Source organism: Frigoribacterium faeni (assembly GCF_011761235.1).
GTDB classification, from domain to species: domain Bacteria; phylum Actinomycetota; class Actinomycetes; order Actinomycetales; family Microbacteriaceae; genus Frigoribacterium; species Frigoribacterium faeni_A.
Map to the genome: position 1 here is coordinate 57,686 of NZ_JAAOYW010000001.1, position 18,819 is coordinate 76,504.

An 18,819-nucleotide genomic window follows, 5' to 3' on the forward strand; every position below is an offset into this window, starting at 1 on the left:
CGATGAGAACCAACGCGACCCTGTTCTGGATCCTGGCGATCTTCTTCTTCCTCATGGACGCCGTGTACGTCATCTGGAGCCTCATCGACGTCGGCAAGGTCGAGTGGGCCGGCACGATGGGCATCGGCCTGGCCGGCGCCCTGGGCGTGTTCCTCGCCTTCTACATGGGCCGGTCGCACGCGGCCCAGGGCGGCGAGCTCGCCGAGGACCGCCCCGACGCCAACATCGACGACGGCGACCCCGAGCTCGGGCACTTCAGCCCGTGGTCGTGGTGGCCCATCGTCCTCGCCTTCGCCTGCGGCCTGATCTTCCTCGCCCTGGCCGTCGGCATGTGGATCATCTACATCGGCGGGGCCCTCGTGGCCGTCGCCCTCGTCGGCTGGGTCTACGAGTACTACCGGGGCAACTTCGCCCACTGACCCACGGTCTCGACCGATGCCGCTCACCCTCCGGGGTGGGCGGCATCCGTCGTTCCGGGGGGTGCAGGGTCTTGACCGGTGCTCCGTCAGGGCCATGGGAGACGGGGCCTCGTCGACGCGCACCGGGCCGCACGCACGGGGGAACGTCGGCAGACTCGTCCCCGACGGAGACGCTCCGAGGCGAGAGCCTCGGCGGTCGCTCCAAGGGCGATCTCCCCGGTCGCGACGCCGACACTGTTTCACCGGCCGGAGTGTTCCCTCGGCGGCCCCTGTCGGCTCTGCAGGAGCTCATTCGTCGTCTGCGGGGCCTCGGAGATGAGGTGCTCCCCACGGACGCCCCTGGTGCCTCCGCGATCGCTGACGCCGGGCTGACCTGCGCCGCTGGCGGTCGGGCTCGGCCACGAGACACCCGGCGGGCCCGGTCCCGCCAGGACGAGGCCTGCTCGCGCCGAAACGCGCTCACGCCGTGGAACCCCGAACAGGCCGTGGAACGCCGCTGCAGGCCCTGAGCGGTGAGCGGGCCCTGGTTGGTCCCGGCCGCGGGTGTCAGGCCCTCAGCGACGCCGTCGAGGGCTCGGCGCGGCCAGCGGTGCCATGGAGCCAGAGCGGGAGCGGGAGCTGGTGCGCGGGAGCGGGCGGGCGGGGAGGGTCATGCGCACGCCGGGTCGAGGGCAGAGGCCCGACGGCGCGGGGCAAGGCGGGCCGCCCAGGGGCCAGCCTTCCTGCCCGGAACGGGACTAGTTGCCGCGGGGGCCCACGTCATCTCGTCCCGTTCTCGTCAGCTCACGGACTCGGCTGCGGCCGGCGGTCGTCGGTCGGCAAGGACGAGGCGATGACGGGCGGGGGAGTGGGGCCCGGGGGAGCGGGGGCACAACGCCCAAGGGCCGGGGGGCGCCGCCTCAACGCCGAAGGGCCCGGCCGCTGGTGCGGCCGGACCCTCCGGGTGGTGCAGGTGGAGCTAGTGCTCGTCGTGGTGCGAGGCCTCGATCTCCGAGCGCTTCACCGGGGCGATGCGGTCCTCGAAGAAGAACGCGGACATCGACGCGCGGACGCGCTGCACGGGCGTGATCTGGCCGTTGGCGTTCGGACGGATCATGAGCGGCTCGTACTCGTTGAAGTTGAGCAGGCGCCAGCGCTCGTACTCGTCGAGCTGCTCGTGGACCTCGACGTACTCGCCGCCGGGGAGGCGGACGATGCGGCCCGACTCGTAACCGTGGAGCGCGATCTCGCGGTCCTTCTTCTGGAGCGCGAGGCAGACGCGCTTGGTGATCCAGAAGGCGATGAACGGTCCGAGGATGAGGCAGGCCTGGACGGCGTGGATCACGAAGTTCAGGGAGAGCCTGAAGTGCGTGGCCATGAGGTCCGAGCTGGCCGCCGCCCACAGCGCCGCGTACACGACGATGCCGGCGGCACCGATCGCGGTGCGGGTGGGGGCGTTGCGAGGACGGTCGAGGATGTGGTGCTCGCGCTTGTCGCCCGTGACCCACGCCTCGAGGAACGGGTACAGCAGCACGGCCAGGATGAAGACGACCAGGACCGCGATGGGAGCCAGGATGTTCATCGACACCGTGTACCCGAAGAACAGGAACTCCCAGCCCGGCGGGACGAGGCGCAGGGCGCCGTCCGCGAAGCCGATGTACCAGTCGGGCTGCGTGCCGGCGGAGACCGGCGACGGGTCGTACGGGCCGTAGTTCCAGATCGGGTTGATCGTGAACAGCGAGGCGATGAGCACCAGGACGCCGAAGACGATGAAGAAGAACCCGCCCGCCTTCGCGGCGAACACCGGCATGACGGGGACGCCGACGACGTTCTCGTTCGTCTTGCCCGGGCCGGCCCACTGCGTGTGCTTGTTGATGATCAGAAGCAGGAGGTGCACGCCGAGGAGCGCGATGAGCAGCGCCGGCAGCAGCATGATGTGCAGCGAGTAGAAGCGGGCCACCATGTCGGTGCCCGGGAACTCGCCGCCGAAGAGCAGGTACGAGATCCAGACGCCGATGAGGGGGATGCCCTTCACCATGCCGTCGATGATCCGCGCGCCGTTGCCGGAGAGCAGGTCGTCGGGCAGCGAGTACCCCGTGAAGCCCTCGGCCATCGCGAGCACCCACAGGGTGAAGCCGACGACCCAGTTGATCTCACGCGGCTTGCGGAACGCGCCCGTGAAGTACACGCGCAGCATGTGCAGCATGATCGAGGCCACGAACAGCAGGGCCGCCCAGTGGTGGATCTGCCGGAACAGGAGGCCGCCGCGGATGTCGAACGAGATGTCGAGCGTCGACGCCATGGCGGCCGACATGTTGAGGCCCTTGAGCGGCACGTACGAGCCGTTGTAGTTGACCTCGGCCATCGACGGCTGGAAGAAGAACGTCAGGAACGTGCCCGAGAGCAGGATCACGACGAACGAGTACAGCGCGACCTCGCCGAGCATGAACGACCAGTGGTCGGGGAAGATCTTGCGACCCACCTCGCGGACGAGGCCCGACATGCTCGTGCGCTCGTCGACGTAGTTCGCCGCGGCTCCGAACAGCTTGTTCGTCTTGGTGGGCGCGAACGCCGGTGCCGAGACGGTGGTGGTGCTGGTGCCGTGCGACGACGAGGCCGTCTCGGTACCCGGTGCAGGTGTGGTGGTGGTCACTTTGCGCGCTCCCAGAAGCTCGGGCCCACAGGTTCGTGGAAATCGCTCTGCGCGACGAGGTACCCGTCGGAGTCCACGGCGATGGGCAGCTGCGGGAGCGGCCGCTTGGCCGGTCCGAAGATCACTTCGCAGTTGTTCGTCACGTCGAAGGTCGACTGGTGGCAGGGGCAGAGCAGGTGGTGGGTCTGCTGCTCGTAGAGGGCCACGGGGCACCCGACGTGCGTGCAGATCTTGGAGTAGGCGACGATTCCGTCGTACTGCCATCCCTCGCGTCCTTCAGGGATGTTGAGGTCCTCGGGCTTCAGGCGCATGAGCAGCACGGCTGCCTTCGCCTTCTCCTCGAGGAGGTGCTCCGACTCGTTCAGGCTCTCGGGGATCACGTGGAACACCGAGCCCAGGGTGACGTCGGACGCCTTGATGCGCGAGCCGTCAGGATCGCGGGTGAGGTGCATGCCGTCTTCCCAGAGGGTGTGACGGAGGACCTCGTTCGGGTCCTCTGCGGGGGCGAGGTCACGGAAGATGACGACGGCCGGCAGGGGAGTGGCGACGAGCGCGCCGATGAGGCTGTTGCGGATGAGCGCCCGGCGACCGAAGCCCGACTCCTGGTTGCCCAGGGCGAAGACCTCGACGGCCTTCTCGCGCGTCTCGTCGGTGCCCCGCGTGCTGTGCCGCATCTCGGTGATCTCGCGGGCCGGCATCAAGGTCTTCGACCAGTGCACCGCGCCGATGCCCACCGACAGCAGGCCCAGGGCGATGCCCAGGCCGAGGAACAGGTTGTTCAGCCGCACGGAGTTCGAGTCGCCCGACGTGATCGGGAACGCGACGTAGGCGCCGATCGCGGCGATGCTGCCCACGATCGAGAGGAAGAACCAGATGCTGACCTGACGCTCGGCGCGCTTCTCGGCCCGAGGGTCGATGTCCGTGACGCGGTCGCGGTGGGGCGGCTCACCCGGGTTCTCGAAGACGTCCGTCGTGACGACGGCCGTGCCGGCCGACACCTGTCGAGGCTCATGCTTCTCGACAGCCGAGCCCGTGATCGGGGCCTCGTCGTCGTGCTGTGCCATGGTTGCTTGCCTTTCGTGGAGTGCGGGAGAGTCGCGGGTCAGTTGGACCGGGCGGTGAGCCAGATGGTCACCGCGACGATCGCGCCGAGGCCGAAGATCCAGATGAAGAGGCCCTCGGCGACGGGGCCGAGGCTCCCCAGCTCGAACCCGCCGGGGGACGGGTTCTTCTCCAGGTACTTGAGGTAGGTGATGACGTCGGCCTTGTCTTGGGGGGACAGGTTGAGGTCGTTGAAGACGGGCATGTTCTGCGGGCCGGTGAGCATGGCCTCGTAGATGTGCGCGCTGCTGACGCCGTCGAGGGCGGGGGCGTACTTGCCCTCGGTGAGGGCGCCTCCGGCACCGGCGACGTTGTGGCACATGGCGCAGTTGATGCGGAACAGCTCGGCGCCGTTCGTGGTGTCGCCGTCGGCCTGCAGGTACTCGTCGTCGGGGATCGCGGGCCCGGGGGCCAGCGAGGCGACGTAGGCGGCGAGGTCGTAGACCTGGTCGTCGGTGAACTGCGTCGGCTTCTCTTCAGCCTGGGGGCCGTTGGCCGCCATGGGCATGCGGCCCGTGCCGACCTGGAAGTCGACCGAGGCGGCGCCCACGCCGATGAGGCTGGGGCCCTCGCCGGTGCCGTCGGCGGCGAGGCCGTGGCAGGTGGCGCAGTTCGAGGCGAAGAGCTTCTGGCCCTCGTCGATGCTCTGCTGCGAGGCGGCGGAGGTGGTGCTCTCGTCGGCGGTGGCCGTGGACGAGAACAGGGCGTACGCCCCGCCCGTGGTCAGCAGGCCGACCAGGAGGAGCGAGGCGGTGGCCAGGGGGCTGCGGCGGCCGGTCTTGGCCGGGCGCCGCTTCGAGGCGCGGGCGTCGGACGAGGGCGAGGAGCTTTTGAGGAACATGCTGTGCGAGGGATCCAATGCCTATTTGAGGACGTAGACGACCATGAAGAGGCCGATCCACACCACGTCGACGAAGTGCCAGTAGTACGAGACCACGATGGCGGTCGTGGCCTCCTTGTGCCCGAAGTTCTTGACGGCGAAGGCACGGCCGATCGTGAGCAGGAACGCGATCAGGCCGCCGATGACGTGGGCCCCGTGGAACCCGGTCGTCATGTAGAAGGCGGAGCCGTACGCGCTCGAGCTCAGGGTGACGTGCTCGGAGATCAGGTGCGCGTACTCGAACACCTGCAGGCAGATGAACGCCGCGCCCATGGAGTAGGTGAGGAAGAACCACTCGACCATGCCCCAGGAGCCGACCTGGAAGAGCTTGCCGGTGCGCCGCGCCTGCATGCGCTCGGCCGCGAACACGCCGAACTGGCACGTGACGGACGACAGCACGAGCATGATCGTGTTCGTCAGCGCGAACGGCACGTCGAGCTTGGCGGTCTCGGCCGCCCACAGCCCGGGGGAGGTGCTGCGCAGCGTGAAGTAGATCGCGAAGAGGCCGGCGAAGAACATGACCTCGCTGCCGAGCCACACGATGGTGCCCACGGCAACCGTGCTCGGCCGGTTCACGACCGGTCCTGCAGAAGGTCTCGAGAGAGAGGTACTTGTCACGCGGTCCATTATGCCTGGTAAGTGGCCCAGGGTTTGCGCAGGAAACCCCGGGCGGTCGATTTTGCGTTGACGACGAGCTATGTCATGGGGCACCCTGTCCGCCGCTAGCCTTGGCGGCATGATGCACGACCTGACCTGGCCCTTCCTCATCGACCAGCTGCTCTCCGGGCGCGACCTCTCGATCAGCGAGGCGACGTGGGCGATGGAGCGCGTCATGGTCGGCGAGGCGTCCCCGGCGCAGCTCGGCGCGTTCCTCGTGGCGCTGCGCGCGAAGGGCGAGACGGTCGACGAGATCGTGGGCTTCCGCGACGCCGTGCTGGCCCACGCCGTGCCCCTCCCGGTCGACTCCATGGCCGTCGACATCGTCGGCACGGGCGGCGACCGGTTCGGCACCGTGAACGTGTCGACGATGGCGTCGATCGTGGTCGCCGCGACGGGCGTCCCGGTGATCAAGCACGGCAACCGGGCCGCGAGCTCGTCGTCGGGCTCGTCGGACGTCCTGGCGGCCCTCGGCATCGATCTCGGCCTGGGGGCGGACCGCGTCGCGGCCGTCCTGGAGGAGGTGGGCCTCACGTTCGCCTTCGCGGCCGCCTTCCACCCGGGGTTCGGCAACGCGGCAGCCGTCCGCCGTGAGATCGGCGTCCCGACCGTGTTCAACTTCCTCGGCCCGCTGGTCAACCCCGCGCGGCCCGAGGCCAGCGCGGTCGGCGTCGCCTCGCCCGAGAAGGTTGCCCTGATCGTCGGCGTGTTCCAGACCCGCGGGGCGACGGCGCTCGTGTTCCGCGGCGACGACGGGCTCGACGAGCTCACGACGACCGGCCACAGCCACATCTGGGAGGTCTCGGCGGGCTCCGTCACCGAGCACGACCTCGACCCCGTCGAGCTGGGCGTGCCGCGCGCCTCCATCGCCGACCTGGTCGGCGGCGACGCCGCGCACAACGCCGACGTCGCCCGACGCGTGCTGGCGGGCGAGACCGGCCCGGTGCGCGACATCGTGCTGCTGAACGCGGCGGCGGGCCTCGTGTCGTACCGGCTGGCCCGGGACCCTGCCCAGCGCGACCGCCCGATCCTCGCCCGCTTCCGCGAGCAGCTCGTCGTCGCGGCCGAGGCGGTCGACTCGGGCGCCGCCTCCCGCAAGCTGGACGCGTGGGTGGCCGCGACCCGTCGCTGAGTCGTGACGGCCGCCTCCTCGGCCTGGGGCCGGTGACCGGTGACCGGCCGGCGCCGGACACGACGGAGGGCCCGTTCCGGTCGGAACGGGCCCTCGTGCTGTCGCCTCGGGGAGGCAGGCGTCAGTTGACGTCCTCGTCGACCCAGTCGAAGGTCTTGGTCACGGCCTTCTTCCAGAGGCGGAGGGTGCGGTCGCGCTCGTCGGCCTCGATGGCCGGCGTCCAGCGCTTGTCCTCCTGCCAGTTGCTGCGCAGGTCGTCGAGCGTCTCCCAGAAGCCGACCGCGAGGCCGGCCGCGTAGGCGGCGCCCAGGGCCGTCGTCTCGGCGACGACCGGACGCACCACGGGCACGTTCAGGATGTCGGCCTGGAACTGCATGAGCGCGTCGTTCGCGGTCATGCCGCCGTCGACCTTGAGCTCGGTCAGGTCGACGCCCGAGTCGGCGTTGACGGCGTCGAGCACCTCGCGGGTCTGGAAAGCCGTCGCCTCGAGCGCCGCACGGGCGATGTGGCCCTTGTTGACGTAGCGCGTGAGGCCGACGAGGGCGCCACGGGCGTCGGAGCGCCAGTACGGCGCGAACAGGCCGGAGAACGCGGGGACGAAGTAGACGCCGCCGTTGTCCTCGACGCTCTTCGCGAGCTCCTCGACCTCGGCCGCGGACCCGATGAGCCCCAGGTTGTCGCGCAGCCACTGGATCAGCGAGCCGGTGACCGCGATCGAGCCCTCGAGCGCGTAGTGCGGCGCGGCGTCGCCGAGCTTGTAGCCCAGCGTCGTGAGCAGGCCGTTCTTCGAGTGGACGATCTCCTCGCCCGTGTTGAAGATGAGGAAGTTGCCGGTGCCGTAGGTGTTCTTGGACTCGCCCTGGTCGAAGGCGGCCTGGCCGAAGGTGGCGGCCTGCTGGTCGCCGAGGATGCCGGCGATCGGGACCTCGCGGAGGAGGCTGGACGCCTCGACCGTCCCGTAGACCTCGGACGAGCTCTTGATCTCGGGGAGCATCGAGCGGGGCACGTCGAAGGCCTCGAGGATGTCGTCGCGCCACTCGAGCGTCTCGAGGTCCATGAAGAGCGTGCGGGAGGCGTTGGTCACGTCGGTGACGTGGACGCCGCCGTCCGTGCCGCCGGTGAGGTTCCAGAGCACCCAGGTGTCGGTCGTGCCGAAGAGCAGGTCGCCGGCCTCCGCCTTCTCGCGGGCGCCCTCGACGTTCTCGAGGATCCAGACGACCTTGGTGCCCGAGAAGTACGTCGCGAGGGGCAGGCCGACGACGGGCTTGAAGCGCTCGACCCCGCCGTCCGCGGCGAGGCGGTCGACGATGGACTGCGTGCGGGTGTCCTGCCAGACGATCGCGTTGTAGACGGCCTTGCCGGTGGTCTTGTCCCAGACGACGGCGGTCTCGCGCTGGTTGGTGATGCCCACGGCCTTGATGTTGTGGCGCGTGATGTCGGCGCGCGACAGCGCCTGGCCGATGACCTCGCGGGTGTTCTCCCAGATCTCGGCGGGGTCGTGCTCGACCCAGCCGGCACGGGGGAAGATCTGCTCGTGCTCCTTCTGGCCGGTGGACACGATCGAGCCCGAGTGGTCGAAGATGATGGCTCGGGTGCTGGTGGTGCCCTGGTCGATCGCCAGGATGTAGTCGTCGCTCACGGGGTGTTCTCCTTCGTCGTTGATGGTGCGCACAGCAGAGGGCGGACACGCCCCGGCCTCGGCCGGGGCGCGTCCCGGGTGTCCCCGCGGTGCAGTCGTGGAACGGGTGTGGTGGTCCGCTGGCCCGAGGCCTGCTAGCCGTTGATGAGGGGGAGGAGCGGGTACGACAGCAGCGCCGCGAGCGCGCCGCCGACCAGGGGGCCCACGACGGGCACCCAGGCGTAGGACCAGTCGCTCGAGCCCTTGCCCTTGATGGGCAGGAAGGCGTGGGCGATGCGGGGGCCGAGGTCACGGGCCGGGTTGATGGCGTAGCCGGTCGGGCCGCCGAGGGAGGCGCCGATGCCGACCACCAGGAGGGCCACGGCCAGGCCGCCGAGGCCGCCGAGGTCGACGGGCGCCGCGCTGCCGTTCGTGAAGGCGATGATGACGAAGACGAGGACGAACGTGCCGATGATCTCGGTGACGAGGTTCCAGCCGTAGTTGCGGATCGCCGGGCCGGTCGAGAACACGCCGAGCTTCGAGGCCGGGTCGGGCTCCTCGTCGAAGTGGTTCTTGTAGGCCAGCCACACGATGACCGCACCGAGGATCGCACCGACCATCTGGGCGGCCACGTAGACCAGGAACTGCGGGAAGTCGATGTTGCCGAGGATCAGCTGCGCGATGCTGACCGCGGGGTTGAGGTGCGCTCCCGACTTGTACGAGACCGCGATGCCGGCGAAGACCGCGAGGCCCCAGCCGAAGTTCACCATCAGGGTGCCGCCGTTGAAGCCCTTCGACTTCGTGAGGGCCACGTTGGCGACCACGCCGCCACCGAGGGTGAGGAGCATGGCGGTGCCCACCAGCTCAGAGAGAAAAATCGTTCCCAGGTCCACGTCGACCTTCCTTAGTCGTCGGGCGGGGTGCCACTGTGCACCTCCGCGGTGAGCGTGTGGCATCACCATAGACCCGCGGAAGCACCCGTCCGCTAGCCGAATCACCCTGCGTGCACATATGTGCACGCGGCACGTCGCGAGACCCGCCTGCGCGTGCCCGCCCCGGAGTAGCTTCGAGTCGCGACGGTGCCGTCCGCGCACCGCGCCCGTTCCAGGGAGGGACTTCGATGAAGAAGCTCATCAACGATCCGAAGGACGTCGTCGAGGAGGCGGTGGCCGGCATGGGCGCCGCCCACCCCGACCTGCTGGTCGTCTCGCACGACCCGACCTTCGTGCGTCGCGCCTCCGGGCCCGTCGCAGGCAAGGTCGCGATCGTCAGCGGCGGAGGCAGCGGCCACGAGCCGCTGCACGCCGGGTTCGTCGGCCACGGGATGCTCAGCGCGGCCGTGCCCGGCCCCGTCTTCACGTCGCCGACCCCGGACCCGATCGTCGCCGCCACGCTGGCCGTCGACGGGGGAGCGGGCGTGCTCTACATCGTCAAGAACTACACGGGCGACGTGCTCAACTTCGAGACCGCCGCCGACCTGGCCGAGGCGGAGGGCGTCACCGTGGCGTCGGTGCTCGTCGACGACGACGTCGCCGTCAAGGACTCGCTCTACACGGCCGGTCGCCGGGGCGTGGCCGGGACGGTCGTCGTCGAGAAGACCGCGGGCGCCGCGGCCGAGCGGGGCGACTCGCTCGAGCAGGTGGCCGAGATCGCGCGTCGCACCAACGCCGCGACGCGGTCCATGGGCGTCGCGCTCACGGCGGGCGTCGTCCCGCACGCCGGCGAGCCGAGCTTCACCCTGGCCGACGACGAGGTCGAGATCGGCATCGGCATCCACGGCGAGCCAGGGCGCGAGCGCGTGCCGCTCGAGCCGGTCGACAGGATCGTGGACCGCCTGCTCGGCGCCGTCCTCGACGACCTGGGCACGGCGTCCGGCGACCGCGTGCTGCTGTTCGTCAACGGCATGGGCGGCACGCCGCTCGTCGAGCTGTACGTCGCGTTCCGTCGGGCCGCGGAGGTGCTGGCCGAGAAGGGCGTGGAGGTCGCCCGCACGCTCGTCGGCGACTACGTGACCTCGCTCGAGATGCAGGGCATGTCGATCACCGTCACCCGGCTCGACGACGAGCTCACCGAGCTGTGGGACGCCCCGGTCGAGACCGCCGCCCTGCGTCGGGGCCGCTGACCCGACCGCGGGCGGCGGCCGGCCGCCGGGGGAGCGGCACGGTGACGCATCCTGACACAGAGACCGACATCGACACCGACGAAGACACCGAAGAGAAGGACGACATGACACTGGACTCCACCTGGGCGCGCGACTTCATCGCGCGCGCGGCCGACACCGTCGCCGAGAACCGGACCGCGCTCATCGAGCTCGACCGCGAGATCGGCGACGGCGACCACGGCGAGAACCTCGAGCGCGGCTTCTCGGCGGTGCGCGCGAAGCTGGGGGACCAGCCGGTCGACGCGACCCCGGGCGCCCTGCTCAAGATGGTCGCCACGACCCTCATCTCCACCGTCGGCGGGGCCTCGGGCCCCCTGCTCGGCACGGCGTTCCTCAAGGGGGCGGGCGCCCTCGGCGACTCGGCCGAGGTCGACTCCGCGGGCGCCGCGGCCTTCGTCGCCGCGGCCCGGGACGGCGCGGTGCTCCGCGGCAAGGCCGAGGTCGGCGACAAGACGATGATCGACGCCTGGGCCCCGGCCGCCGACGCCGCGCAGGCCGCCGCCGACGCCGGCGACGACCCCGCCGCCGTGCTGCGGGCCGCCGCGGACGCCGCCGCCCAGGGGGCCGTGTCGACCGAGCCGCTCGTCGCCCGGAAGGGCCGCGCGAGCTACCTCGGAGAACGGGCGGTGGGCCACCGCGACCCGGGCGCCCAGTCGTCGGCCCTCATCCTGGCCGCGGCCGCCGACGCGGCATCCGCCGTCGCCCCGTCGGCCCGCACGACCTCCGGGGAGGCGTGACCATGGCCTCCGTCGGCATCGTGATCGTCTCCCACAGCTCCAAGATCGCCGAGGGCACCGTCGAGCTGGCCCGCCAGATGGCGCCCACCACCACCCTCGTGGCCGCCGGCGGCACGGACGCCGGCGGCATCGGCACGAGCTTCGACGCCGTCTCGGCCGCGCTCGGCACGGCCGGCCGGGGCGGCGGGGGAGTCGTCGTGCTCTGCGACCTGGGCTCTGCCGTGCTCACCTCGGAGACCGCGGTCGAGTTCCTCGACGACGCCGAGCGGGAGCGCGTCCTCGTCGTGGACGCCCCGGTCGTCGAGGGCGCGGTGGCCGCGGCCGTCGCGGCCGAGACCGGCGGCACCCTGGCCCAGGTGGCGGATGCGGCCCGCAGCGCGACGGGCGTCGCCGACCCGCACGCCGACGAGCGCGAGCTGCGCGGCGGGGACGCCGTCGAGCGCTCGGCCGTGCTGGTGAACGCCACGGGGCTGCACGCGCGACCGGCTGCCGAGCTCGTGACCCACGCCTCCCGGTTCCAGGCCGACGTCACGGTCAACGGCGTCGACGCCAAGAGCCTGCTCCGCATCATGGGCCTCGGGCTCGGCGTCGGGTCGACCGTGTCGCTCATGGCGACGGGGCCGGACGCGCAGCAGGCCGTCGACGACCTGGTCGAGCTGGTCGAGAGCGGGTTCGGCGAGGCGGGCCAGGCCTGATCTCGAGGGGACGCACGTCGCGGGCCCGGTCCGACCGGGCCTGCGACGGGGGAGCCCGCCTCAGGCGCCGGTCGTCACGCCGGACCGGTCGCGCACCGGCCGGGTGAGCGGTCCGGCCGAGGGGTCAGGCGTCGCCGTCCCCGGTCCCCACCAGGGCGATCGCTTCGGCCCGCGCGACGGGGTCGGCCAGGGCGCCGCGACTGGCCAAGGTGACCGTCGAGCTGCCGACCTGCCGCGGGCCGCGGGTCGTGACGCAGCCGTGCACGGCGTCGAGGACGACGAGCACGCCGGCGGGGGCCAGGCCCGTGACGAAGGCGTCGGCGATCTCCTCGCCGAGGCGCTCCTGCAGCTGCGGCCGGGAGGCGAGCGCGTCGACCACCCGGGGGACCGTGCCGAGTCCGACGATGCGGTCCGAGGGCACGTACGCGACGTGGGCCGTGCCGAGGAACGGCAGGAGGTGGTGCTCGCAGACCGACCGGAACGAGACGCCGCGGACGATCACCAGCTCGCCGAGCTGCCCGGGCCCGGACGGCACGGCGGACGATCGGACGAGCTCGACGGCATCGACGTCGAGCCCGGCGAAGAACTCGGCGTAGGCCTCGGCGACGCGCCGGGGGGTCGACTCGAGCCCGGGGCGGGACGCGTCCTCGCCGATCGCCGCGAGGATCTCGGAGACGGCCGCCTCGATGCGCGGGCGGTCGACGGGGGGCGGAGTCATCGAGCCAGTCTGCCAGGTGGGCCGGCGTGCCCCGGGCTGCCGGGGTCTGTCCGACGGCCTGGAGGAGGGGTCGCCGACAGATGAGTTGACATAATGTGCATTATCAGCGCCCGGCCAGGATGCCGAGAGGGGCAGCTCAGTCGCCCGTCAGGACCTCGCGCAGCAGCGCCGCCAGGTCGGCCGGCTCGACGGGGTCGTCGGTCGCCTCGAGCTCGGCGAGCGACCACCAGCGTGACTCGAGGATGTCGACGCGCTCGTCGTCGGTCCAGCCGTCGTCGACGACCTCGAAGTGCGGCAGCCGCACGACGAAGAACTCGGCGTGGCCGTGCGTGTGGTCGGCGTCGTCCCACGGGACGACGAAGTCGTCGACGCGGACGACCGGGCCCACGTCGGCGACGACCTGGCCGGTCTCCTCGAGCAGCTCGCGGACGGCCGCCTGCGGGTGGTCCTCGCCCGGGTCGACTCCCCCTCCGGGCGTGATCCAGCGGGCGGCGCCGCTCGTATCCGGCGCCTTCGTCATCATCAGCAGCAGCCGGTCGTGCTCGTCGAGCACGAGGAGGCGCGAGGTCGGTCGGACGATCCGCTCGGTCACGGGGCTCCCCCGTCTCAGCTCAGCGGGGCGAAGTCGCTCGTGTCGCCGACGTAGCGCGTGTGGTCGGCGGGAATCGGGTCGACGGCGGCGGAGGCGACCTCGGCGGCGAACTCGGCGACGTTGTAGAGCCTGCCGGCGCTCTCCTTGCGCGAGGAGATGGCGCCCGGGTTCGACCGCTCGAGCAGCGTCGCGGTGATGGTGCCCTCGATCATGTCGCCCGAGACGACGACGAACTCGACGCCCGCGGCCTCGAGCTGCGGGAGCATCTCGCGCAGGGCGTCCTCGCCGGCGCGCTTGCTCAGCGCCACGGGCAGGTACTCGGGCATCGTCTCGGTGGTGCGGATGAAGTGCGCCTGGTGGCTCGTGACGAACACGACCCGCGACCCCGGCGCCATCAGCGGCAGCGCGCTCGTGAGCAGCTGCACCTGCGCGTCGCGGTTGAGCTTCAGCGCGTAGTCCTCGGCCATGCCGCTCTCCATGCCGCCCGAGGCGTTCATGACGAGCACGTCCAGCCCGCCGAGGGACTCGCGCACCCGGGCGAACATGGCGTCCAGGCTCGCGGGGTCGGTCAGGTCGGCGCCCACGGCGATCGCCTCGCCGCCCGCGGCCTCGATCGCCGAGACGAGCTGCAGGGCGCGCTTCTCCTTGTTGCGGTAGTTGACGACCACGCGGGCCCCGGCCTCGGCGAGGTAGCGGACCGTGTCGGCCCCGATCCCCCGGGACGACCCGGTGACGAGGGCGCGCTTGCCGGTGAGCGATCCTGCGGCGAGGGGGTTGGACACGGTGGGCTCCAGACTGTGGTGAGGACGTGGTTCGGGCGGCCGTGAGGGGCCCCGTCGAGACTATCGGTCCCCGTCCCGCTGTCGGGTGCCCCTGGTAGCGTCACGACCACGGCGATCGAAGGAGGCCGACGTGGACGTCGTCACCCAGTGGGCGTGGCTGATCTGGATCGGGCTGCTGCTCGTGTTCGTGGTCGTCGAGGTCACGACGCTCGAGCTGACCTTCCTCATGCTCGCCGTGGGCAGCGTCGGCGGCCTCCTCGCGGGGCTCTTCGGGGCTCCCTGGTGGCTGCAGGTCATCGTCGCCGGCCTCATCGCCGTCCTGCTGCTCTTCACCGTCCGCCCTCCCCTGCTCCGGGCGCTGGGCAAGGGCGGAGACCCGACCCCGAGCAACCTCGACGCCCTCATGGGCATCCGCGGCACGGTCGTCGTGCCGATCGGTCCCGACGGGGGCCAGGTCAAGCTGACCAACGGCGAGACCTGGACCGCCCGCCTCCTCCCGCCTCCCCCGGCGACCGCCGGGATCGTGCTCGACACCGGCGCGCCGGTCGTCGTCACCGCCATCGAAGGGTCGACCGCCCTGGTCGTCCCCGCCTGAAGGGACTCTCCATGGACCCCGCCACCATCGTGACCGTCGTCGTCGTCGCGATCATCGTCGTCTTCGTGCTCGTCGTGCTGTTCCGAGCCGTGCGGATCATCCCGCAGGCCAGCGCCGGCGTCGTCGAGCGCCTCGGCAAGTACCACAAGACCCTCATGCCCGGCCTGAACCTGCTCGTGCCCTTCATCGACCGGGTGCGGCCGCTCATCGACATGCGCGAGCAGGTCGTGTCGTTCCCGCCCCAGCCGGTCATCACCGAGGACAACCTGGTCGTCTCGATCGACACCGTCGTCTACTTCCAGGTGACCGACGCCCGGGCGGCGACGTACGAGATCGCGAACTACCTCGGCGCCGTCGAGCAGCTGACCACCACGACCCTCCGCAACGTCGTCGGCGGCCTCAACCTCGAAGAGGCCCTGACCAGCCGCGACAACATCAACGGCCAGCTGCGCATCGTGCTCGACGAGGCCACCGGCAAGTGGGGCATCCGCGTCGGACGCGTCGAGCTCAAGGCCATCGACCCGCCCGTGTCGATCCAGGACTCCATGGAGCAGCAGATGCGCGCCGAGCGGAACCGTCGTGCCGCCATCCTCACCGCCGAGGGCACGAAGCAGTCCCAGATCCTCGAGGCCGAGGGCTCGCGCCAGTCGGCGATCCTCCGGGCCGAGGGCGACGCGCGCGCCCAGGTGCTCCGCGCGCAGGGCGAGGCCGAGGCGATCGAGACGGTCTTCAACGCCATCCACCTCGGCGACCCCGACCCGAAGCTGCTGGCCTACCAGTACCTGCAGACCCTGCCGAAGCTGGCCGACGGCACCGCGAACAAGCTCTGGATCATCCCGAGCGAGCTGACCGAGGCCCTCAAGGGCATCGGCTCGGGCTTCTTCGCCCCGAAGGACCCGTCGGCCCCCGGCTGGGTCGACCGCGGCACGACGAAGGTCTCCGAGACCGAGCAGACGCCCGACCTCGCCACCACGGTCGACCTCGGCAGCGAGCCCGACCTCGGCTTCCCGACGGTGACGCGACCCGGCTCGTCGGACGGACCGGCCGCCTCGGACGGCAGCACGGACGTGCCGCCCACCGCTCCCCCGGCTGCTCCCTAGTGGTGCCGGTCCGCGCCTCCGTCTGGTTCGACGGTCCGACGCCACGGGTGCTCGCGCACCGGGGGCTTGCCCTCGACGTGCCCGAGAACACGACCGCCGCCTTCGCGCAGGCGATCGCGTCGGGCGCCCGGTGGGTCGAGACCGACGTGCACGCCACCAGCGACGACGTGGCCGTGGTCAGCCACGACCCCGACCTCGGCCGGCTCGCGGGCCGCGACGCCTCGGTCCGTGACCTGACGCTCGCCGAGGTGAGCCTCGTGCGGCTCGAGGGCGGCTACGAGATGCCCACCCTCGAGGAGGCGCTGGCCGCGTTCCCCGAGACCTGCTTCAACATCGACGTCAAGGTCGCCGAGGCGGTGGGGCCGACCGTCGAGGCCGTCCGCCGCGCCGGGGCGGAGCACCGCGTGCTCGTCACCTCGTTCGGGCAGCGGATCCGACGGCGCGTCCTCGCCGGGCTGCCCGGCGCGGTGACGTCCGCGTCCTCGCTCGGCGTCGCCGTCGCGGTCGCCCTGGGCGTCGTGCCCGTCACGTGGCTGCGCCGACGGCTGCTGGCCCGCGTGCTCGTCGGCTGCCGCGCCGTCCAGGTGCCCGAGCGCCAAGGGCCCCTCCGGATCGTCACGAGGCGGCGCGTCCGCGACCTCGAGGCGATCGGCGTCGAGACCCACGTCTGGACCGTGAACGACCCCGTCGCGATGAGGCGCCTCCTCGACCTCGGCGTGCACGGCATCATCACCGACCGGGCCGACCTGGCCCTCGCGGAGGTGCGGGCGGCCACTGCCAGAGCACTGTGAGCGCACTGTGAATCCCGCCGGGACGAAACAGGCGAGGCCACCGTGACGTTACAACGGGAGATTGCAACGCGAGAGGAGACCACACAATGGCAGATCGCAGTTTGCGTGGAATGCGGCTCGGCAGTCAGAGCCTGCAGAGCGAAGAGGGCGTGGAGTTCTCGCCCCGGAAGCGGGCCGTCTACCAGACGGCAGACGGCCAGGAGTTCGACATGGTCTTCGCGGCCGACGCGGAGATCCCCGACATCTGGCAGTCGCCCAAGAGCGGCCAGGAGGGTCGTCTGCTCGCCGCCGACGGCAAGCCCGTCGAGATCGAGGCCGGCGACGTCAAGGTCCCGAGGAGCCACTGGGACATGCTGCTCGAGCGTCGCAGCCGTGACGAGCTCGAAGAGCTGCTCGAGGAACGTCTGACGTTCCTCCGGGCACGTCGAGGCAAGCAGGCCATCGGAGCCTGAGCCCCGGCACCGCTCCCCCACCATCGGCCCCGGTCGTCGTCGAGACGACCGGGGCCGATGTGCGTCCGGCTGCTCGGGCCGAGGGCTCAGCGCGAGCGGCGGCGGCGACGCGCGGCGTCGAACTGGCCGGGATCCGACAGCTCGTCCTCGACCGCCGTCGACCGCCGCGTCGCCGGCACGGTGGAGGAGAACTCGGCCCACGGCGCCTCGTCGAGGAGGCGACGCCGACGGCTGCGCCGGCCGCCGATGAGCACGCGCGACAGGACCAGCACCGCGAGCCCCAGGAACGAGACGAACAGCTCGACGGCCCGGCTGCCCACCGTGGCCGGCGTCGTGCCCGAGCCGAGCTCGACGGAGTGGACCATCGTGCCCGCGGTGAAGTCCCTGACCCCCGCCACGATGTGGCCCTGCGCGTCGATGACCCGGCTCGACGCGACGGTCGAGACGTTGACGACCGGGCGGGCGGTCTCGATCGCCCGGAGGCGGGCGATGGCGAGCTGCTGGGCGTTCTCGTCGGTGTCGCCGAAGTCGGCGTTGTTCGTCTGGGCGATGATGACCTGGGCGCCGTCGCGCATCATGTTCGTGACGAGCTGGTCGTCGACGATGTCGAAGCAGATCGAGATGCCGGCGGTGAAGTCGCCGATCGTCATCGCCTCCGGCCGGGTGCCGGGCGTGTAGTCGCGGGCGATGAGGTCGATCAGGTCGGGGGCGAACGGCCGCCAGAACGACCGGTCGGGCACGTACTCGCCGAACGGGATGGGGTGCTTCTTGTCGTACTGGCCCTGGACCTCGCCGTCCTGCCAGAGCACCGACGAGTTCCAGACGGTCTCGCCGTCGTCGCTCTGCGTGATGACGCCCGACAGCAGCGGGGCGTCGTAGCCGGTGGTGATCGCGTCGAAGACGTAGCGTCCGTAGGCGTCGCGGGTCGGGTCGCGGTCGCTGCCGCCCTCGGGCCAGACGATCAGGTCGAGGTCGTCGCCGGGCTGGATGCCGCTCATCGCCAGCACCTGCGAGTTGAGCAGGTCGCCCTGCTCGCGCTCGTCGAAGTAGCCGGCCGGACCGTTGCCCTGCACGCCCGCGATGCGCGCCGTGCCGCTCGACGAGGTCGGCCACGCGGGCACCGCGAGCACGGCGACGACGGCCACGGCGCCGGCCAGGACCCGGGTCGCCCGGGGCAGCGTCGCGAGCAGGGCGAGCTGGAGGAGGGCCGCGACCAGGGCGACCATGAGGAAGCTGAGGCCCGAGATGCCGACCCAGGCCACGAGGCCGGCGAACGGGCTCTGCGACTGGCTCAGGGCGAGGCGCCCCCAGGCGAAGCCGCCATAGGGCCAGTTGCCCCCGACGAACTCGCGCAGCGTCCAGAGGCCGGCGACGACGACCGGCACGACCACCGTCTGGCCGACGACGCCGGGCCAGACGCGCGGCACCCAGCGGTAGGCGAGGGCGATGAGCACGCCTCCCCCGCCGACGATCAGCGCCTCGAGCGTCGAGAGCGCGAGCCAGGGCACGAGCCCGAGGTAGAGCGTCGCCCAGAAGACGTGCACGAGGTAGAACGAGAGGCCCGCGACGAACGCCACGAGGAACGCTCCCCCGGCGCGTCGGCCGCGCAGCGACACGAGCACGAGCGCGATGCCGACGAACGCGAGCGGCCAGACGTCGCCGTCGGGGAAGCCCGCGTCGAGCACGACGCCCGAGCCCGCGGCGACGATCACGGCGGCCCAGAGCGGGAGGCGGAGATCGGTCACGCGGAGGGGCAC

General features: G+C 71.4%; 19 protein-coding genes. 9 read left to right on the forward strand and 10 right to left on the reverse strand.

Features of this window, described 5'->3' with window-relative positions; translation table 11 throughout:
* Window positions 1-2: 2 nt before the first annotated feature.
* Window positions 3-419 carry a cytochrome c oxidase subunit 4 gene (locus FHR78_RS00275; protein WP_166758556.1) on the forward strand — a complete coding sequence of 139 codons (417 nt, stop codon included), beginning with the start codon at window positions 3-5 and terminating at the stop codon, window positions 417-419.
* Between the two features lie 958 nt (window positions 420-1,377).
* Here FHR78_RS00275 and qcrB read toward each other — a convergent pair.
* From qcrB to ctaE, 4 genes are read right to left on the reverse strand one after another with little or no spacing between them, the layout of a single operon-like run.
* Window positions 1,378-3,051 carry a cytochrome bc1 complex cytochrome b subunit gene (qcrB, locus tag FHR78_RS00280; protein ID WP_432207133.1) on the reverse strand — a complete coding sequence of 558 codons (1,674 nt, stop codon included), beginning with the start codon at window positions 3,049-3,051 and terminating at the stop codon, window positions 1,378-1,380.
* Entirely contained in the window at window positions 3,048-4,115 is a 1,068-nt protein-coding gene (gene qcrA / locus FHR78_RS00285; RefSeq protein WP_166758557.1) for a cytochrome bc1 complex Rieske iron-sulfur subunit, read from the reverse strand. Before qcrA ends, qcrB begins: the two co-directional genes overlap by 4 nt.
* A 38-nt stretch (window positions 4,116-4,153) precedes the next feature.
* Complete coding sequence (gene qcrC / locus FHR78_RS00290) at window positions 4,154-4,993, reverse strand: cytochrome bc1 complex diheme cytochrome c subunit (protein WP_166758558.1); 840 nt, start codon at window positions 4,991-4,993, stop codon at window positions 4,154-4,156.
* A gap of 21 nt (window positions 4,994-5,014) precedes the next feature.
* The gene (ctaE, locus tag FHR78_RS00295; protein WP_166758559.1) at window positions 5,015-5,659 is read right to left on the reverse strand and encodes an aa3-type cytochrome oxidase subunit III; all 645 of its coding nucleotides are present in this window, start codon (window positions 5,657-5,659) and stop codon (window positions 5,015-5,017) included.
* 109 nt (window positions 5,660-5,768) lie between these two features.
* Between ctaE and trpD the strand changes: the two genes are divergently transcribed.
* Window positions 5,769-6,821 carry an anthranilate phosphoribosyltransferase gene (gene trpD, locus FHR78_RS00300; protein ID WP_166758560.1) on the forward strand — a complete coding sequence of 351 codons (1,053 nt, stop codon included), beginning with the start codon at window positions 5,769-5,771 and terminating at the stop codon, window positions 6,819-6,821.
* A gap of 121 nt (window positions 6,822-6,942) precedes the next feature.
* Here the strand turns inward: trpD and glpK are convergent, their stop codons facing one another.
* Both glpK and FHR78_RS00310 read right to left on the reverse strand, forming a co-directional pair.
* Window positions 6,943-8,460 (reverse strand): glycerol kinase GlpK, encoded by a 1,518-nt coding sequence (gene glpK / locus FHR78_RS00305; protein ID WP_166758561.1) that lies wholly within the window; start codon window positions 8,458-8,460, stop codon window positions 6,943-6,945.
* A 134-nt stretch (window positions 8,461-8,594) separates the two neighbouring features.
* On the reverse strand, window positions 8,595-9,287 hold the full coding sequence (locus FHR78_RS00310; RefSeq protein ID WP_243862027.1) for an MIP/aquaporin family protein: 693 nt from the start codon (window positions 9,285-9,287) through the stop codon (window positions 8,595-8,597).
* Between the two features lie 272 nt (window positions 9,288-9,559).
* Between FHR78_RS00310 and dhaK the strand changes: the two genes are divergently transcribed.
* From dhaK to dhaM, 3 genes are all read left to right on the forward strand, one after another.
* Entirely contained in the window at window positions 9,560-10,561 is a 1,002-nt protein-coding gene (gene dhaK, locus FHR78_RS00315; protein WP_166758563.1) for a dihydroxyacetone kinase subunit DhaK, read from the forward strand.
* 104 nt (window positions 10,562-10,665) lie between these two features.
* Window positions 10,666-11,337, forward strand: coding sequence for a dihydroxyacetone kinase subunit DhaL (gene dhaL, locus FHR78_RS00320; RefSeq protein WP_166758564.1), 672 nt, complete (start codon window positions 10,666-10,668; stop codon window positions 11,335-11,337).
* Between the two features lie 2 nt (window positions 11,338-11,339).
* Window positions 11,340-12,032, forward strand: coding sequence for a dihydroxyacetone kinase phosphoryl donor subunit DhaM (gene dhaM / locus FHR78_RS00325; protein ID WP_166758565.1), 693 nt, complete (start codon window positions 11,340-11,342; stop codon window positions 12,030-12,032).
* A gap of 124 nt (window positions 12,033-12,156) precedes the next feature.
* Here dhaM and folE read toward each other — a convergent pair whose 3' ends face one another.
* The 3 genes from folE to FHR78_RS00340 form a co-directional block, all read right to left on the reverse strand.
* Complete coding sequence (gene folE, locus FHR78_RS00330) at window positions 12,157-12,750, reverse strand: GTP cyclohydrolase I (RefSeq protein ID WP_166758566.1); 594 nt, start codon at window positions 12,748-12,750, stop codon at window positions 12,157-12,159.
* A gap of 136 nt (window positions 12,751-12,886) precedes the next feature.
* Window positions 12,887-13,342 (reverse strand): NUDIX hydrolase, encoded by a 456-nt coding sequence (locus tag FHR78_RS00335; RefSeq protein WP_347877980.1) that lies wholly within the window; start codon window positions 13,340-13,342, stop codon window positions 12,887-12,889.
* 14 nt (window positions 13,343-13,356) lie between these two features.
* Window positions 13,357-14,124, reverse strand: coding sequence for an SDR family oxidoreductase (locus FHR78_RS00340; RefSeq protein ID WP_166758567.1), 768 nt, complete (start codon window positions 14,122-14,124; stop codon window positions 13,357-13,359).
* Window positions 14,125-14,254: 130 nt separating this feature from the next.
* Between FHR78_RS00340 and FHR78_RS00345 the strand changes: the two genes are divergently transcribed.
* The 4 genes from FHR78_RS00345 (at window position 14,255) to FHR78_RS00360 (ending at window position 17,062) form a co-directional block, all read left to right on the forward strand.
* The gene (locus FHR78_RS00345) at window positions 14,255-14,719 is read left to right on the forward strand and encodes an NfeD family protein (RefSeq protein WP_166758568.1); all 465 of its coding nucleotides are present in this window, start codon (window positions 14,255-14,257) and stop codon (window positions 14,717-14,719) included.
* 11 nt (window positions 14,720-14,730) lie between these two features.
* On the forward strand, window positions 14,731-15,819 hold the full coding sequence (locus tag FHR78_RS00350; protein ID WP_166758569.1) for an SPFH domain-containing protein: 1,089 nt from the start codon (window positions 14,731-14,733) through the stop codon (window positions 15,817-15,819).
* 47 nt (window positions 15,820-15,866) lie between these two features.
* On the forward strand, window positions 15,867-16,610 hold the full coding sequence (locus tag FHR78_RS00355) for a glycerophosphodiester phosphodiesterase family protein (RefSeq protein WP_347877981.1): 744 nt from the start codon (window positions 15,867-15,869) through the stop codon (window positions 16,608-16,610).
* An 86-nt stretch (window positions 16,611-16,696) separates the two neighbouring features.
* On the forward strand, window positions 16,697-17,062 hold the full coding sequence (locus FHR78_RS00360; protein ID WP_166758570.1) for an RNA polymerase-binding protein RbpA: 366 nt from the start codon (window positions 16,697-16,699) through the stop codon (window positions 17,060-17,062).
* An 86-nt stretch (window positions 17,063-17,148) separates the two neighbouring features.
* Here FHR78_RS00360 and lnt read toward each other — a convergent pair whose 3' ends face one another.
* Window positions 17,149-18,819, reverse strand: a complete 1,671-nt coding sequence (lnt, locus tag FHR78_RS00365) for an apolipoprotein N-acyltransferase (protein WP_347877982.1) — start codon at window positions 18,817-18,819, stop codon at window positions 17,149-17,151.

What these genes read in the sequence shown, in the direction of transcription:
- FHR78_RS00275 (WP_166758556.1), top strand. Translation starts at nt 3, where the DNA reads ATGAGAACCAACGCGACCCTGTTCTGGATCCTGGCGATCTTCTTCTTC.
- qcrA (WP_166758557.1), bottom strand. Translation starts at nt 4,115, where the DNA reads ATGGCACAGCACGACGACGAGGCCCCGATCACGGGCTCGGCTGTCGAG.
- qcrC (WP_166758558.1), bottom strand. Translation starts at nt 4,993, where the DNA reads ATGTTCCTCAAAAGCTCCTCGCCCTCGTCCGACGCCCGCGCCTCGAAG.
- ctaE (WP_166758559.1), bottom strand. Translation starts at nt 5,659, where the DNA reads ATGGACCGCGTGACAAGTACCTCTCTCTCGAGACCTTCTGCAGGACCG.
- trpD (WP_166758560.1), top strand. Translation starts at nt 5,769, where the DNA reads ATGATGCACGACCTGACCTGGCCCTTCCTCATCGACCAGCTGCTCTCC.
- FHR78_RS00310 (WP_243862027.1), bottom strand. Translation starts at nt 9,287, where the DNA reads ATGCTCCTCACCCTCGGTGGCGGCGTGGTCGCCAACGTGGCCCTCACG.
- dhaK (WP_166758563.1), top strand. Translation starts at nt 9,560, where the DNA reads ATGAAGAAGCTCATCAACGATCCGAAGGACGTCGTCGAGGAGGCGGTG.
- dhaL (WP_166758564.1), top strand. Translation starts at nt 10,666, where the DNA reads ATGACACTGGACTCCACCTGGGCGCGCGACTTCATCGCGCGCGCGGCC.
- dhaM (WP_166758565.1), top strand. Translation starts at nt 11,340, where the DNA reads ATGGCCTCCGTCGGCATCGTGATCGTCTCCCACAGCTCCAAGATCGCC.
- folE (WP_166758566.1), bottom strand. Translation starts at nt 12,750, where the DNA reads ATGACTCCGCCCCCCGTCGACCGCCCGCGCATCGAGGCGGCCGTCTCC.
- FHR78_RS00350 (WP_166758569.1), top strand. Translation starts at nt 14,731, where the DNA reads ATGGACCCCGCCACCATCGTGACCGTCGTCGTCGTCGCGATCATCGTC.
- FHR78_RS00360 (WP_166758570.1), top strand. Translation starts at nt 16,697, where the DNA reads ATGGCAGATCGCAGTTTGCGTGGAATGCGGCTCGGCAGTCAGAGCCTG.